The organism is Amycolatopsis sp. NPDC003865, from assembly GCF_053605345.1.
This window is the reverse complement of record NZ_JBSGJA010000002.1, coordinates 358742-373173: the sequence shown is the minus strand read 5'-3', so window position 1 is coordinate 373173 and position 14432 is coordinate 358742. Positions and strand designations below refer to the sequence as shown.

12 protein-coding genes are annotated in these 14432 nt (G+C 72.1%); 5 read left to right on the top strand and 7 right to left on the bottom strand.

The window, feature by feature from the left end; translation table 11 throughout:
• Positions 1–28 precede the first annotated feature (28 nt).
• Together ACWEVP_RS06635 and trmB are read left to right on the top strand one after the other, a co-directional pair.
• A complete protein-coding gene (locus ACWEVP_RS06635; RefSeq protein WP_452061943.1) occupies positions 29–580 on the top strand; it encodes a hypothetical protein in 552 nt (183 codons plus the stop codon).
• Positions 581–589: 9 nt separating this feature from the next.
• On the top strand, positions 590–1285 hold the full coding sequence (gene trmB, locus ACWEVP_RS06630; protein ID WP_452061619.1) for a tRNA (guanosine(46)-N7)-methyltransferase TrmB: 696 nt from the start codon (positions 590–592) through the stop codon (positions 1283–1285).
• 39 nt (positions 1286–1324) lie between these two features.
• Here trmB and ACWEVP_RS06625 read toward each other — a convergent pair whose 3' ends face one another.
• Positions 1325–3568: an FtsX-like permease family protein gene (locus tag ACWEVP_RS06625; protein ID WP_452061618.1), complete on the bottom strand. Its 2244-nt coding sequence runs from the start codon at positions 3566–3568 to the stop codon at positions 1325–1327.
• Entirely contained in the window at positions 3565–4266 is a 702-nt protein-coding gene (locus ACWEVP_RS06620) for an ABC transporter ATP-binding protein (protein WP_452061617.1), read from the bottom strand. Before ACWEVP_RS06620 ends, ACWEVP_RS06625 begins: the two co-directional genes overlap by 4 nt.
• A gap of 172 nt (positions 4267–4438) precedes the next feature.
• On the opposite strand from ACWEVP_RS06620, the gene ACWEVP_RS06615 reads away from it, so the two are divergent.
• Genes ACWEVP_RS06615 through ACWEVP_RS06605 form a run of 3 tightly spaced genes read left to right on the top strand, consistent with a single transcriptional unit; the run spans position 4439 to position 8204 of the window.
• Positions 4439–6226 (top strand): sensor histidine kinase, encoded by a 1788-nt coding sequence (locus tag ACWEVP_RS06615; RefSeq protein ID WP_452061616.1) that lies wholly within the window; start codon positions 4439–4441, stop codon positions 6224–6226.
• The gene (locus ACWEVP_RS06610; protein WP_452061615.1) at positions 6223–6873 is read left to right on the top strand and encodes a response regulator; all 651 of its coding nucleotides are present in this window, start codon (positions 6223–6225) and stop codon (positions 6871–6873) included. The genes ACWEVP_RS06615 and ACWEVP_RS06610 overlap by 4 nt, the downstream gene beginning before the upstream one ends.
• A gap of 23 nt (positions 6874–6896) precedes the next feature.
• Positions 6897–8204: an amidohydrolase family protein gene (locus ACWEVP_RS06605; protein WP_452061614.1), complete on the top strand. Its 1308-nt coding sequence runs from the start codon at positions 6897–6899 to the stop codon at positions 8202–8204.
• On the opposite strand, the gene ACWEVP_RS06600 is transcribed toward ACWEVP_RS06605, so the two are convergent.
• The 5 genes from ACWEVP_RS06600 to ACWEVP_RS06580 all read right to left on the bottom strand — a co-directional run bounded on the left by ACWEVP_RS06600 (position 8201) and on the right by ACWEVP_RS06580 (position 14410).
• The gene (locus ACWEVP_RS06600) at positions 8201–8878 is read right to left on the bottom strand and encodes an SDR family oxidoreductase (protein WP_452061613.1); all 678 of its coding nucleotides are present in this window, start codon (positions 8876–8878) and stop codon (positions 8201–8203) included. The two genes, ACWEVP_RS06605 and ACWEVP_RS06600, sit on opposite strands and share 4 nt — an antisense overlap.
• Positions 8879–8891: 13 nt before the next feature.
• The gene (locus tag ACWEVP_RS06595) at positions 8892–10487 is read right to left on the bottom strand and encodes a DUF7850 domain-containing protein (RefSeq protein ID WP_452061612.1); all 1596 of its coding nucleotides are present in this window, start codon (positions 10485–10487) and stop codon (positions 8892–8894) included.
• Positions 10488–10573: 86 nt separating this feature from the next.
• Positions 10574–12634, bottom strand: coding sequence for a PhoX family protein (locus ACWEVP_RS06590; RefSeq protein WP_452061611.1), 2061 nt, complete (start codon positions 12632–12634; stop codon positions 10574–10576).
• Positions 12635–12744: 110 nt separating this feature from the next.
• Entirely contained in the window at positions 12745–13962 is a 1218-nt protein-coding gene (locus ACWEVP_RS06585; RefSeq protein WP_452061610.1) for an MFS transporter, read from the bottom strand.
• Positions 13952–14410: a MarR family winged helix-turn-helix transcriptional regulator gene (locus ACWEVP_RS06580; protein ID WP_452061609.1), complete on the bottom strand. Its 459-nt coding sequence runs from the start codon at positions 14408–14410 to the stop codon at positions 13952–13954. The genes ACWEVP_RS06585 and ACWEVP_RS06580 overlap by 11 nt, the downstream gene beginning before the upstream one ends.
• Positions 14411–14432: the final 22 nt, after the last annotated feature.

The following is a 14432-nucleotide window of genomic DNA, read 5'->3' as shown; positions in this document are numbered from 1 at the left end:
ATCCTTGACGGTGAACACCGGGCAAGAATTGGGCGGCACCATTCCCCGAGCTCGCGTCGAAGACGACGTACCCCGGCTCGAACCCATGCTGGACCTCGAATGGTCGCGGGCGATCGAGCTTCCGCAGGCCGCGATGACGGCCTCGACTCCGGCCGAACTGCGCCGGGCGTGGGTGCACCGCGCGCCCGAAGACAGCGTCCTGGCCCTGTTCCGCGCCTCGGCGGGGATGGCGGGGCCGATTCCCGCGCCGTGGTGGCTGCGCGCGGTGGCCGACGGCACCCTCGATTCGCGGGAACAGGGTTTCCGCGTCGAAGACCGCATCGCCCAGCTGCTGGGCAGGCGGCCGGGCTGGGAATTCGTCCCGTGGGCGGCGGACGGCGAATCCGGCTACTGGGAGTTCATGCCGTCCGAACGCGGGAAATCGGGACACGCGATTCCCACGACGGTGATGAACACCGACCGGCACCCCGGCTGGATCGACGTCCTGCCCGCCCACAGCGGCCGGACGCCGGACCCGATCGCCATCGCCGGGCTGGCGGGGCTGCGGTCTCGGCTCGGGGAGCTCGAAGCCGTTCGTTAACCTCGGTGGGTGGAGAACCAGGACCAACCCCGCTTGCGCAGCGTCGTCAGTTACGTGAAGCGCGGCGGCCGGATGACCGTCGGACAGCAACGCGCGTGGGACGAACTGTGGCCGAAGCTCGGCCGCACGGTGGGTGAGCTGCCCGAGGGGAAGCTGGACTTCACGGAGTGGTTCGGCCGAGAGGCGCCGGTGATGCTGGAGATCGGCTCCGGCATGGGCGAGACGACTTCGCAGCTCGCCGCCGCGGCGCCGGAGCTGAACTACGTCGCGGCCGAGGTCTACGACCCGGGCCTCGGCCAGCTGATGCTGCGCGCCGAAAAGCTGGGCGTCGAGAACCTGCGGCTGCTGCACGGCGACGCCGTCGTGCTGCTGACCGAGCACGTCGAGCCGGACACGCTGCACGGCGTCCGGCTGTTCTTCCCGGACCCGTGGCCGAAGAAGAAGCACCACAAGCGGCGGATCGTGTCGCCGTCGTTCGCCGCGCTCGTGGCTTCGCGGCTCGCGCCCGGCGGCACCTTCCACATGGCGACCGACTGGGAGAACTACGCCGAGCAGATGCTCGAGGTCTGCTCGGCGGAAGCGGCGTTGAAGAACCGGTACGACGGCTGGGCGCCCCGGCCGGAGTGGCGGCCGGTGACCAAGTTCGAGCAGCGCGCCGACGTCGAAGGCCGCGTCTCGCACGACCTCATCTTCGAAAAGCGGTAGGAGTTCGCCCCTCCCCCGACAGAGGGGCGAACTTCCTCCCTATTCCTCGGCCAGCGGCTCGGCCTGGACCCGCTTGAGGGCGGGTGTGCAGACCGACGCGCCGAGCAGGGCCACCCCGACGCCGAGCACCACCGGCGCCAGCAACCACGGGCTGAGCACGATGCCACCCGGGTCGACCATGCTGTACAGCCCAACACCGACCAGCACCCCGACGATTCCCGCGCCGACGGTGGCGACCAGCGCCGGCAGCGCGGCCTCCATCCGCAACGCCCTCGCCAGCACCCGCACCGGCGTGCCCGCCGCCATCAACGCCCCGAACGTGCGACGGCGGTCCATCACCGAGCCCGCGGTCGCGACCGCGGCGCTGCACCCGGCCAGGACGCCGGCGGCGATCAGCCCGATCACCGTGACGCGGCGCAGGTCGCCGAGCTCGGTCTGCTGGTTGAACAGGTACTGGTCCCGGCTGCCGATCTCCTCGCCGGCGGCCGGCGCGGCCAGCGCCGTCCGGACGATCTCGCGGTTGGCGTCGGTGGTCGGCGCGACCACGGTGACCCACTTCGGCGTGAAGCCGGCCGGCAGCGCGGCCGGGTCGATGATCGCCGTGCTGGACAGGTCCGAGTCCCGGGGCGGCACGGCTTCCGCCCGCGTCCCCGAGTTCACCGCCACCGCGGGGGCCTCCCACTCGGTGGCGATCTTGTACTTCGCCAGGTCCAGCTGCTTGTCGCCGAAGACGGCCGGACCGCCGGTGCAGTTCGCCGGGGTGAGGCCGTACCGGGTCAGCTTGACGGCGTCGGCGCAGGTCATCACGAGCGCCCGGTTGCCGTTGCGCTCCCGGCCCTCACCCTGGACCAGGTAGACCTCGCCGACCGCGACGGCCTGCTCGGACTGCCCGTACTTCCGCAGGGACGCGTTGGCCTGGTCGACGATCTTGCCCGCGTGCTCGGCGTCGGTGTCGACGTAGAGGACGGAGTCCTGGAAGGACCGCCCGCCGCCGGCCATCGACTCGAACGTCGGCAGCAGCGTCAGCGCCATCGAGCCGGCGAACACGGCGAGCACGATCCCGGCGGAAGCCCGGTAGGCGCCCTTGGGGTCGTCGCGCAGGCGGCGGCCGGCGAGCAGCGCCGAGGGGCGCCGCCAGATCCGGACGAACGTGCCGCCCACCGCCGACGTCACCCACGGCCCGACGACGGCGGCCGAGCCGACCAGCAGGAACAGGCCCGCCATGACCATCGTGATGCCGCCGGACTCCTTCGCCGTCGTCACCGCGACGAGGAAGAACAGCCCGGCCGCGGGCAGCGCCAGCAGGCGCCACCACCGCAACGGCTTCTTCGTGTGCCCGCCCGTCGCGAACAGCGGGTTCTTGAGCACGCGGCGCAGGCCGAGGACACCGGCGAGCACCACCAGCACTGGGATGGCCACGACGATGAACACCGTCAGGCCGACCGGCAGCGCGAAGTCGGACGCGAGCCAGGTGCCACCGGCCCACGGCACGAACGACGCGAGGCCGTGCAGCGCCGGGCTGATCAGCAGCCCCAGCAGCGCGCCGATGCCCGCGGACAACGTCGTCTCGGCGGCCACCATGTTCGTGACCTGCCCCGGCGTCGCCCCGGCCAGCCGGATCGCGGCCAGCCGCCGCTCCCGCCGGGCCGCGGTCAGCCGCGCCGAGGACGCGACCAGCACCAGGCTCGGCACCAGCAGCACGATGATCCCGACCCAGGACAGCAGCATGAGCAGGGGATCCGGGCTCGCCTTGCCGCTGGGGAAGCCCGCCAGCGGGTAGGCGTTCTCCGGCATCGCCTCCGGCGTGTGCCCGACGAGCGCGACGAGCTGCTCGGGGAAGCGGAGGGCGTCGTCGCCGAGCGCGCCGACGGGCTTGCCGAACCGGTCGCCGAGCTGACCGGCCGGGTGCGCCTGCAGGAGCCGGCCGAGCGCGGGCGACACGACGGTCTCGCCCGGCCCCGGCAGCTGCGGCACGCCCGGCGGCAACGCGATCGAGCCGGCCCCGGCGACCGGCGCGACGTCGACACGGACGATCTGCTGCCCGTCGAAGTAGTCCGTGGCGGAGTTGAACAGCAGCTGCCGCTGGCCGTCGAGCTGGAAGCCGACGTGGTGTTCGCCCTGCCAGATGGCGCGCTGCTCGCGGTTCTGCGTGGCGAACGGCAGCGTCGCCAGCAGCAGCACCAGCCCGGTCGCGACGGCCACCCCGATCGCGGTGAGGATCGCCGACGTCCGGGTCCGCCGGTCGACCTTCAGCACCCGCAGGGCGATCTGGAGGGAGTTCACGCCGCCAGCCTCGTCGCGATCAGGCCGTCGCGGATGGCGACGGTCTTCGGCATCGACTCGGCCAGCTCGCGGTCGTGGGTCACCACGATCACCGCGGCGCCCGTCTCGTGGGCGGCGCCGAGCAGGGCGTCCATCGTGTCGCGGCCGGTGCGCGTGTCGAGCGCGCCGGTCGGCTCGTCGGCGAAGATCACCTTCGGCCGGTGGGTCAGGGCCCGCGCGATCGCGACGCGCTGGGCCTCGCCGCCGGACAGCTCGCCCGGGCGCCGCTTCTCCTTGCCGGCCAAGCCGAGGCGCGAAAGCCACTGGCGGCCGGCCTCGATGGCCTCCTTGCGGCCGAGCCCCGCCAGCAGCGACGGCAGCGCGACGTTCTCTTCGGCCGACAGCTCCGCGACCAGCATCCCCGACTGGAAGACGAAGCCGAACTCGGTGCGGCGCAGCTCGCTGCGCTTCTTCTCCCCGAGGTGGTCGATCCGCTGCCCGGCCAGGAAGATCTGCCCGTCGTCGGCCTTGAGGATGCCGGCCAGGACGTGCAGCAGCGACGTCTTGCCCGAGCCCGACGGCCCGACGATGGCGACGGCGTCCCGCGGCTGGATGTCGATGTCGATGCCGGCCAGGGCGTGCTGCGCGCCGTAGCGCTTCACGAGCCCGCGGCCGGAGAGCACCGGCCCATTGGTCCACTGTGGAGTGTTCGGGTCCACCACGTTCTCCTGTCGGTTCGGATCTTGACGACGACGAGCTTCGCGGAGATCGGGGGCGGTCCACTTCGGGCAGACGGCCAGTCACGGCCGGTGCCGCATCGGCCGATCGGCCGAGGGAGCGCGGGCCACTCGGCCAAGGTGCGGACGCGGGCGAATCCTCTAACGTCACGTTGTGACCGCCGCGCCCCCGCCGAAAACGCTGTACGCCCGCGCCGCCGCACTGGTGCGGCGCATCGGCGTGCCTTCGGCCGTCCTGTTCGCCGCTCTGCTCTTCGACGTCGTCTTCACGACGCAGGCGGCGCTCGACGACCACGGTCCCAAGTTCATCGACTTCGGGCTGCTCCCCGGCATCTTCGCGATGGTCGCCTGCGCGCAGTGGGCGCAGAAGCGCGCCGCGGTCGCCGGCGTGGCCGGCGGCACGGTGCTGGTGTTCTCGACGCTGTGGATCTACGCGTTCCGCATCCCGGCGTACTCCAGCGTGCTGCCGAAGATCACCATCACCGAGGTCGTGGCCGGGGTGCTGATGGTCTACTACGTGACCCGGCGGGCGCGGGCCGGCGTGGCCTTCTGCGTGGTCAGCTTCCTGGTCGTCGGCGGCCTGGTCGCCCTCTTCGGCCGGTACCGGGGCATCGACGACATCGACGGCGGCACGGCGACCCAGGGCCTGGTGTTCGGCCTGCTGCTGCTCGTCGGACCGGTCGTGCCCGCCATCACGCTGCGGGACCGCCGGCCGAAGGCCGATCCGCGGAACCGGAAGCTGCAGCGGGTGAACGAGCTGGCCCTCGGCCAGTGGCCGCTGATCGGGCTGCTCGGCTTCGCGCTGATCTTCGAGTTCGGCTACACGTACTCCAGCAACGCCCGCGGCTTCCCGATCCTGTTCTGCTCGCTGGTCGCGGCCATCATCGCCGTGCTGGCCCCGCGGCGGCCCGCCGACGCGCTGCTCGGCATCGCCGGGATGCTGCTGCTGTCCACGGTCGTCACGCCGTTCCTGCACCTGCGCTACGACTACCCGATGCCGGGCGGGGTGCCGTTCGCGCAGGTCATCGCCGCGATGGGCGTGATCGTCACGCTGACCCGCGCCCGCGGGCTGAGCCAGTCGTGGCCGCGGATCGGCATCCTGTCGGCCGTCGTGGCGCTGGCCGCGATCGTCAACTCGAACAAGCCCGCCGGCCTGCAGACCGACCCGCAGACCCTGTCGATCCTGGCCTTCGCCGCCGCGCTGCTGCTCGGCATCTCGATCGCGGTCGGCCTGATGCTGCGCTCGCGGGACTCCGAGCGCACCACGGTCGTCCAGTCGGCGGTGTCCGAGGCCCAGACCGCCGAGCGGATGGCGCTGGCCCGCGAGCTGCACGACGTCGTCGCCCACCACGTCACCGGCATCGTCGTGCAGGCGCAAGCCGCGCGGATGATGGCCTCGCAGAAGCCGGAGGTCGCGGTCGAGGCGATGGAACGGATCGAGAACGCGGGCGTCGAGGCACTCGCCGCGATGCGGCGGCTGGTCCGCTCGATGCGCGGCGACGCGCCGGCCGGGTCGAGCGAGTTCAGCGAGCAGGCCACCACCGACCTCGGCGCCGACCTGCGGAAGCTGGTCGAGAGCGCCAACCACGGCGTGCCGACGTCCATGCACCTCGACCTGCCGCCGGACCTGCCGCACGAGGTCGGCCGCTCGGCGCTGCGGCTGGTGCAGGAGTCGCTGACCAACGTCGGCAAGCACGCCTCGGACGCGACCGACGCGTTCGTGCTGGCCGAAGTGAGCGGCTCCGAGCTGCACTTGCGGGTGACCGACAACGGCCACGAGACGGCGCGGCGGCCCGCCGGCGGATCGGGCGGATACGGTCTGGTCGGCATGCGCGAACGCGTCGCGCTGCTCAAGGGACGGCTGTCGGCCGGGCGAGGACCGGACGGCGGCTGGCGGGTCGAAGCGTGGCTGCCGCTGGCCGCCGGGGAAGGGGACGAGTGATCCGGGTACTGATCGCCGACGACCAGGAGATGGTGCGGATGGGGTTCCGCATGATCCTGGACGCCCAGGACGACATCGAGGTCGTCGCCGACGTCGCGGACGGCGTCTCGGCGGTGTCGAAGGCCCGTGAGCTGCGCCCGGACGTCTGCCTGCTCGACATCCGCATGCCCGGCCTCGACGGCCTCGAGGTCACCCGGCAGCTGGCCGGCCCGGACGTGGCCGACCCGCTGAAGGTGGTCGTCGTCACCACGTTCGACCTCGACGAGTACGTGCACACGGCGTTGCGCAACGGCGCCCACGGCTTCCTGCTGAAGGACGCGGGCCCGGCGCTGCTGATCGAGGCCGTCCGCGCGGCCGACCGCGGCGACGCGCTGGTGTCGCCGCAGATCACCGTCCGCCTGCTCAAGCACTTCGACGGCGGGCCGGCCCGGTCGCAGGTCGCGCCGCCTTCGGAACCGCTGACCGCGCGGGAGATGGACGTCGTCAAGGCCGCGGCGCGCGGGCTGACGAACACCGAGATCGGCGCGGAGCTGTTCCTTTCGTTGTCGACGGTGAAGACGCACCTGGCGTCGGTGCAGGGCAAGATCGGCGCGCGCAACCGCGTGGAAATCGCGGCGTGGGCGTGGCGGAGTGGAGTCGTCTCGTAATCGAGGGTGCGTAGTATCCAGAGATGCAACGCCGTTTCCACGCCCCTGTCGTTCTCCCCGCCGACGCGTCCTGTTCGCTCCTGCGTGACGCGGTCGTCGACGTGGACGCCGACGGGCGCATCTCCTACTGCGGACCGGCGGCCACCGCCCCCGAGTCCGCCGCACCGGTCACCACCCTGACCGGCATCCTGGTTCCCGGCCTGGTCAACACGCACGCGCACAGCCCGATGACGCTGCTGCGCGGCATGGGCGGCGACCTGCCGCTGCTGCCCTGGCTCAACGAGATCATCTGGCCCGCCGAAGCGAAGCTGCGGCCCGAAGACGTCCGCACCGGCATGCTGCTGGGCTCGGTCGAGATGCTGCGCCACGGCGTCACGACCAGCGCCGAGATGTACTTCGAAGGCGAGCAGCTGGTCGACGCGGTCCTCACGACGGGCGGCCGCGTGCTGGTCGCGCCGCCGGTGATGGAGCTGCCGGGCCTCGACTGGCGCGCCCAGCTGGCGGCGATCGAGCGCTGGATCGACACGGACGGCCTGCGCTTCGGCCCCGGCGACCGCATCGAGCTGGGCTACGGCCCGCACTCGGCGTACATGCTGTCCGAGGAGGGCTTGCGGGCGACGGCCGAGTCGGCTGCCTCGCGTGGCGCGCTGGTGCAGATCCACGTCGCCGAGGCGGCCGCCGAGGATCTTGCCGTCCGTGAGGCGCACGGTTCGGTGCCCGCTCTGCTCCAAAAGCTCGGCATGCTCGGCGGCCGGGTGCTCGCGGCGCACGCGATCCACCTTTCCGACGCCGACATCGCGCTGTTCGCCCAGTACGGCGTCGGCATGGCGCACTGCCCGGGCTCGAACGCGAAGCTGGCTTCGGGCATCGCCCGTGTCGCGGACTTGCGTGCGGCCGGCGTGGCGGTCGGCCTCGGCACCGACGGCCCGGCGTCCAACGACGACATCGACCTGTGGGAAGAGCTGCAGCTCTCGGCGATGTTCGCCCGCCTGGCGACGGGCGATTCGACGGTGCTGACGGCCGCGGACGTGTTCCTGCTGGCCACCCGGGGCGGCGCCGCGGCGCTCGGCCGGGACGACATCGGGGTGCTGGAGCCGGGCCGCTGGGCCGACCTGGTGCACATCGACCTCGACGACCCGGCGTTCGCGTGCGGCTTGGACGTGCCGGACGTGCAGCTGCTCTCGAACCTGGTGTGGGCGGCCGGCTCCCGCCGGGTCCGGGACGTGTGGGTCGCGGGCGAGCAGGTCGTGGCGGCCGGCGAGGCGACGAAGGTGGACCGGGCGAAGGTCCAGGCCGGGGTGGCCGAGACCGCCGCCCGGCTGCGGGCCTAGTTCGGCCGCAGGATCAGCTCGGTCAGGTGGGCGTCCGGGGTGGCCGACACCGCCGTCACCACCGCGGTCGCCACCGAGTCCGCCCGCAGCAGGTGCGAGGTGTCGTAGTCGCGGCCTTCGCCCTTGAAGATCTCCTGCTGCATCTCGGTGTCCGTGCGGCCCGGGTACACCGACGTCACGCGGATCTGCGGCTCCTCCTCGCGCAGGGCGTCGGCGAACGCACGGACCGCGAACTTGCTCGCCGCGTACGGGGACCAGCCCGGGCGCGCGTTGCGGCCCGCGCCGGAGTTGATCACGACCACGTGACCGCGGGCCGTGCGCAGGGCCGGGAGCAGCAGGCGGGTCAGCTCCACCACGGCCAGGGTGTTGACCTCGAAGTTCTCCCGCCACGCCTCGGCGGACACGTCCTCGATGCGGCCGATGCGAGCGACCCCGGCCGAGTGGACCAGGACGTCCAGCGACTCGATGCCCGCGACGGCCTCGGCGAGCGACGACGGGTTCGTCAGCTCGACGGGCCACGGCTTCGCGCCCGGAAGCTCCTTCGCCAGCGCCTCGAGGGCGGCCGCGTCCCGGCCGCCGAGGAGGAGGCGGTGGGCCGGGGCCAGCTGGTGGGCGACCGCCTTGCCGATGCCGCGGGAAGCGCCGGTCACGAGGGCGAGGGGAAGATCCGTCATGCCCCCACCGTAGCTACGCGAAGCCGACGTCGACCGTGCGGTCTTCACGCTTGTCCGCGCCCAGCTGCCGCGGGTCCGCGCAGCCGGTCGCCGGGTCCGCGTCCGAATCCTTCGTGTCGTCGCCGGTGTCCTTGCCGGTCGGGTGCTTGCCCTCCGCGCTGAAGCAGACCTGGTAGCTGCCGTCTTCGAGGCCGGTGAAGGCGTAGGCACCGTCCGGGCCGGTGACCACGCTCGTGCCGTTGTCCAGGGTCGCCTTGACCCCGGCCAGGCCCGGCTCGCCCGCGTCCTGCAGGCCGTTGCCGTTCGTGTCCGACCAGGCGAAGTCGCCGATCCGGTTGGTCGGCGTGACCAGGCCGAGGTCCACCGCGAAGTCCTCGTGCGACGGGCCGCCGACCGTGCGGGGTGCGGTGCAGCCGTCCGGGCCCGCGTCCGAATCACGGTCGTCGGGCGCCGCGTCCTTGCTGGTCACCGCGTAGCCCGAGGGCACGGCGAAGCAGACCTGGTACGTCCCGTCCTTCAGCTTCTCGAAGCCGTACTTGCCCTTGTCGTCCGTCGTCGCGGTGGTGACCGTGCCGCCCGCCCCGTCCTTCAACGTCACCTTGACGCCCGCGACGCCGGGCTCGTCCGGGTCCTGGATCCCGTCGCGGTTGCGGTCCGCCCAGGCGAAGTCGCCGATCTTCGCGATCGCCGGTGGCGGCAGGACGGTGATCGTCGCCGACGCCGTCTTGTCGCCCAGCGTGCCGCCCGGGTAGTGCACGCCGGTCACCTTCGCCGTGTTGACGTGCCCGGTGTCGGCCACCGTCAGATCCGGGTGGTCGCAGGTCAGCGCCTTGTTCGCGCCCGCCGCCAGCGCGAACGGCTCGAACTTCCCGCTGCACCACGGGTCCGCCACCGTGATCCCGCTCAGGTCCTGCGTGCCGTCGTTCGTCACGGTGACGCGGTAGTGCGCGGTCTCGCCCGCGGTGACCGTCGCGAACGGGCCCCACGCGCCGGTCGCCGGGTTCTGCACTTCCTTCTTCACCGAGTACGCCGCCAGCTGCAGGTCGACGCAGTCCCAGCGCAGCCGCTCGGCGCTCGTCGTCGCGAAGAACTTCACCGCCGCCGCCTTCGCCGGGGCGGTCGCCGCCGGGAACTCCTGCTTCACCAGCCGGCCGTCCCCGGCGTCGTGGTCGGCGACCAGCTTGGTCTCCTGGACCTGGCCGCCGTTCACGTCGTAGAAGCGCAGGCCGGTCGCCGGTCCGGCGCCGGGCGCGTAGGAGCCGGTCGACACGCTGAGCGTGTAGACGCCGCCAGGGACGAACTTCTCGGTCGAATAGGCCGTGCTGGCCTTGCCGTCCGGCGTCTGGATCACCGCCGACCGCTGCCCGTCGACGGCGAAGGCCTGCTCGGTCAGCAGCTTCGGTGACTTCGCCGGCGGGGTACCGGGCGGCACGGGCGCGGCCGGCGTGAAGACGTAGGCGTCCGGGGCGCCGTTGCGCGCCGTCTCCTCGACGCTCGGGTTGGCCGCGATCCCGCCGCACGCGGGCGGCGGATCCGCGACGGCCGCGGGTACGACCGTTCCCGAGAACGCCACCACCGCCACTGCCACCACGCGCGCCGAACGGACCATGCCTCGACTATGGCGCGGTGCCGGGGCCCGCACCGGCCGAGAACCGTCCACTTAAGAGTGAACCTCGGCCGGTGCGGGTCAGGGCGTCAGCGTTCGCCGATGCGGCCGGGCAGGCCGAAGCGGCCCTTCTTCCACACCGAGACGATCGACGGCCGCGGCTGCGCGGTGCCGCCGTCGGGCCAGTGCGACGTCGGGTTCGCCGAGCTGGTCGCGTTCTCGCCCGGGTGCTGGACCGCGACGAGCACCAGGTTGTCCGTCACCACCGGGCCGCAGGTCTCCGCGCCGACCGGCACCGAGAGGAACTGCTTGACGTGCCCGCGCTCCGGTCCGGTGACCGGCACCGAGAACAGGCCGTCGTTCGCGCCCAGCGCGTTGCCGTCGGTGGCGATCCACAGGTTGCCGTGCCGGTCGAAGGTGACGTTGTCCGGGCACGAGATCGGGCTGACCTGGCTCTTGTCGAAGCCGCCGAAGTACGTGTCGGCCGCGGCCGGGTCACCGCAGACGAGCAGCAGCCGCCAGGTGAAGCGCGTCGAGGCCGCGTCGCCGCGGTTCTCCTCCCACTCGAGGATGTGCCCGTTCTTGTTGCCGTTGCGCGGGTTCACCTCGTCGACGCCGGCCTTGCCCGCCGCGCCGCGGTCGGTGTTGTTGGTCAGCGCCGCGTAGATCCGGCCGTTGACCGGGTTCGGCTCGATGTCCTCCGGCCGGTCCATCTTCGTCGCGGCGACCTTGTCGGCGGCCTGGCGGGTGAAGACGTAGACCTCTTCGGCGGTGAATCCGTCCACAAAGGACTTGTCGCCGCTCGCCAGCGGGATCCACTCACCGGTGCCGTCGAACTCGTGGTCCGCCGGGAGCTTGCCGGTGCCGTCGATCTCGCCGGGGCTGTCACCGGTGAAGCGGGCGACGTACAGCGTGCCCTCGTCGAGCAGAGCCGAGTTGTGCCGCCGCGCGTGGGCGCTGTTGCCCGGCTTGTACTTGCCCTTCGAGACGAACTTGTAGATGTATTCGAACCGGCTGTCGTCCCCGGAGTAGACGGCGACCCGGCCGTCCGCGGTGATCTTGACGTTCGCGGCCTCGTGCTTGAACCGGCCGAGCGCGGTGTGCTTGATCGGCGTCGACGTCGGGTCGTTCGGGTCGATTTCGACGACCCAGCCGAAGCGGTTCGGCTCGTTGGGCTCCTGCGAGACGTCCCAGCGCTTGTCGAAGCGCTCCCACTTGCGGGTGCTGGTGCCGGCGCCGACGGAGTAGCGCTTGAGCCGCGCCGCCGCGACCGGGTCGGTGACCTTGTCGGAGTTGGCGAAGTACTGGTCGAAGTTCTCTTCGCCGGAGAGCACGGTGCCCCACGGCGTCACGCCGCCGGAGCAGTTGTTCTGCGTGCCGCGGACCTTGGTCCCGCTCGGGTCGGCCGAGGTCTTGAGGTACTTCGAGCCGGCGGCCGGGCCGCGGACTTCGAAGATCGTGTCGAGCGTGATCCGGCGGCCGTACCGGCTCGGGACGACCTCGAGACCGCCGTGCACCGGGTCGCGGCGGGTCAGCAGCACCGACAGGCCGTGCGCCGCCCAGGCGATCTTGACCTGCTCCTCGGTCGGGTTGGCCGGGTCGTACTGGTCGGCCGGGAACATGTGGACCTCGGTCGTGTACTCGTGGTTGACCACGAGCAGGTTCGACAGCCCCAGCGGGTCCTGCGGGATCAGGCCGACGAAGTCGTTGTTGTAGCCGAACTGCTTCGCCTGCGCGGCCGCCGTTTGCTTGGTGAAGTCGAACTTCGGGGCGCCGGCGACGACCGGGTCGCCCCACCGGACGACGACGCGCTGGTCGTAGGCCGCGGGGACGCTGACCTGGTCGAGCTTGTTCGGCGGGACGGGGTCGAAGTCGGTGCCGGGCACCGGGCGCGGCGGCCGCGGCTTCTGGAGCGGCGCGGCCGCCGCCGTGCCGGACAGGGCGGCGAACCCACCCGCGGCGGCGGCCATCACGGCGCCGGCCTTGAACACCCGGCGGCGTGAGATGTCCTTGACGACGTCGCCGAAGTACTCGTTGCCGGATTCGTTGGCCTCGGGGTGGGCGCACGCGTTGCCGCAGCGGTACTCACAGGTGATCGGGGAGCGGCCGCCCTGGTGGGTGGGCAGCAGCGGGAGCAGGCGGTCGGGCACTTCGCCTCCATCGTGGGGAGTTCGGGAACTCACCGAACCTAGGCTCCCAAAACCAGCCATTCCCGACATACAGGTGAACGGCGGATGTACTGCTGCCCCGAACGGCCTCGTCAGAACTCTTCGCCGACGAGGACGGCCTCCTGCGGCACGGTGTGCGGGTCCACCTTCGTCTCCCGCAGCGAAAGCAGCCCGCCCGCCACGACGCACAGCACGGCGGAGGCGATGAACGGCGCCTGCGGCGAGCCGAACCACTCGGCGACGTGCCCGACGAGCGTCGCGGCGACGGCGCCACCGAGCCAGCGGCAGAAGTTGTAGCCCGCGCTGGCGACCGGGCGCGGCGCGTCGCTGATCGACATCGCGGTGCCGGTGAACAGCGTGTTCAGCAGGCCGGACACCAGCCCGGAGACGATGATCCCGGCGACCAGGACCGGCTTGCTCGGCACGGCGAGCACCAGCATCAGCACGGCGTAGCCGAAGACGGCGGCCGCGGCGGCGTGCCGCTCACCGAGCTTGGCGGCCAGCCGCGGCGCGAGGGCGACCCCGGCGACGGCGACGCACAGACCCCAGCCGCAGAAGACCAGCCCGACGGCGATGGCGCTCCAGCCGAGGACGAACGGCGACCAGGCCAGCACGGCGAAGAACGCGGCCGTGTACAGCGCCGAGGCGACGGACGTGCGCAGCAGGCCGGTGTGCTTGAGCGCGCGCAGCGGGTCGAGCAGCTTGATCGGCGCGCGTTGCTCGCCCTTGTCGCTCTTGAGGAACACCGCGCACAGCACGAGCGCGCCGGCCATCAGGATCGCGGTGCCCAGGAACGGGCCGCGCCACGAGATGCTGCCGAGCAGCGCGCCCAGCAGCGGGCCGACCGACAGGCCGACGCCGAGGGCGGCCTCGTAGAGCAGGATCGCGCCGGACTGGCCGCCGGTCGCGGCGCCGACGATCACCGAAAGCGCGGTCGCGATGAAGAACGCGTTGCCGAGCCCCCAGACCGCGCGCAGCCCGACGAGCTGCTCGATCGACCCGGCGGCCGAACACAGCGCGGTGGCCACGACGATCAGCGTCAGCCCGACCAGCACGGTCTTCTTGGGCCCGAACTTCGCGCTCGCCGCGCCGGTGACCAGCATCGCGACGACCTGGACGCCGAGGTAGGACGAGAACAGCAGCGTGACCTGCGACGGCGTCGCGTCCAGGCCCTTGGCGATGGACAGCAGGATCGGGTCGACCAGCCCGATCCCCATGAAGGCGATGACCGCGGCGAACGCGGTGATCCACACCTGCTTGGGCTGGCCCTTGACGGCGTCCAGCAGGCTCGAGTGGTGCTCAGCGCTCATCGCTGATCAGTTCCTCCTTCTTGGTGTCGATCAGGAGCTTCGCGAGGGCCGGGAGGGCGGCTTCGATCGCGGCGCGGTCGGTGTCGTCCATGGCGATGAGCCGCTCGCGGAGGAACTCCTCGCGGGCGGCGACCATCTCGGCGTAGAAGCGGCGGCCCTCGTCGGTGACGTCCACGAGCACGGCCCGCCGGTCGGCGGGGTCCGGCGCGCGGGTGGCGAGGCCGAGGCGCTCGAGCCGGCTGACGACGTCGGTCATCGACGGCAGCTTGACCCGTTCGAACTCGGCCAGCGCGCTCATCCGGCGCGGCCCGCCGTTGACCAGCTCGCTCAGCACCGAGCCCTGCGTGAGGGTCAGCGAGAGCTGCGGCGTCTGCCGGCGTACCTGGTGGTAGAGCCGGAAGACCAGCGGCCGCAGCCGGTGGGCGAGATCGGTGATCGCGGAAGTCACTTAGCTAGGCTAACAAAAATTA

What these genes read in the sequence shown, in the direction of transcription:
- ACWEVP_RS06585 (WP_452061610.1), bottom strand. Translation starts at nt 13,962, where the DNA reads ATGAGCGCTGAGCACCACTCGAGCCTGCTGGACGCCGTCAAGGGCCAG.
- ACWEVP_RS06600 (WP_452061613.1), bottom strand. Translation starts at nt 8,878, where the DNA reads ATGACGGATCTTCCCCTCGCCCTCGTGACCGGCGCTTCCCGCGGCATC.
- ACWEVP_RS06605 (WP_452061614.1), top strand. Translation starts at nt 6,897, where the DNA reads ATGCAACGCCGTTTCCACGCCCCTGTCGTTCTCCCCGCCGACGCGTCC.
- ACWEVP_RS06595 (WP_452061612.1), bottom strand. Translation starts at nt 10,487, where the DNA reads ATGGTCCGTTCGGCGCGCGTGGTGGCAGTGGCGGTGGTGGCGTTCTCG.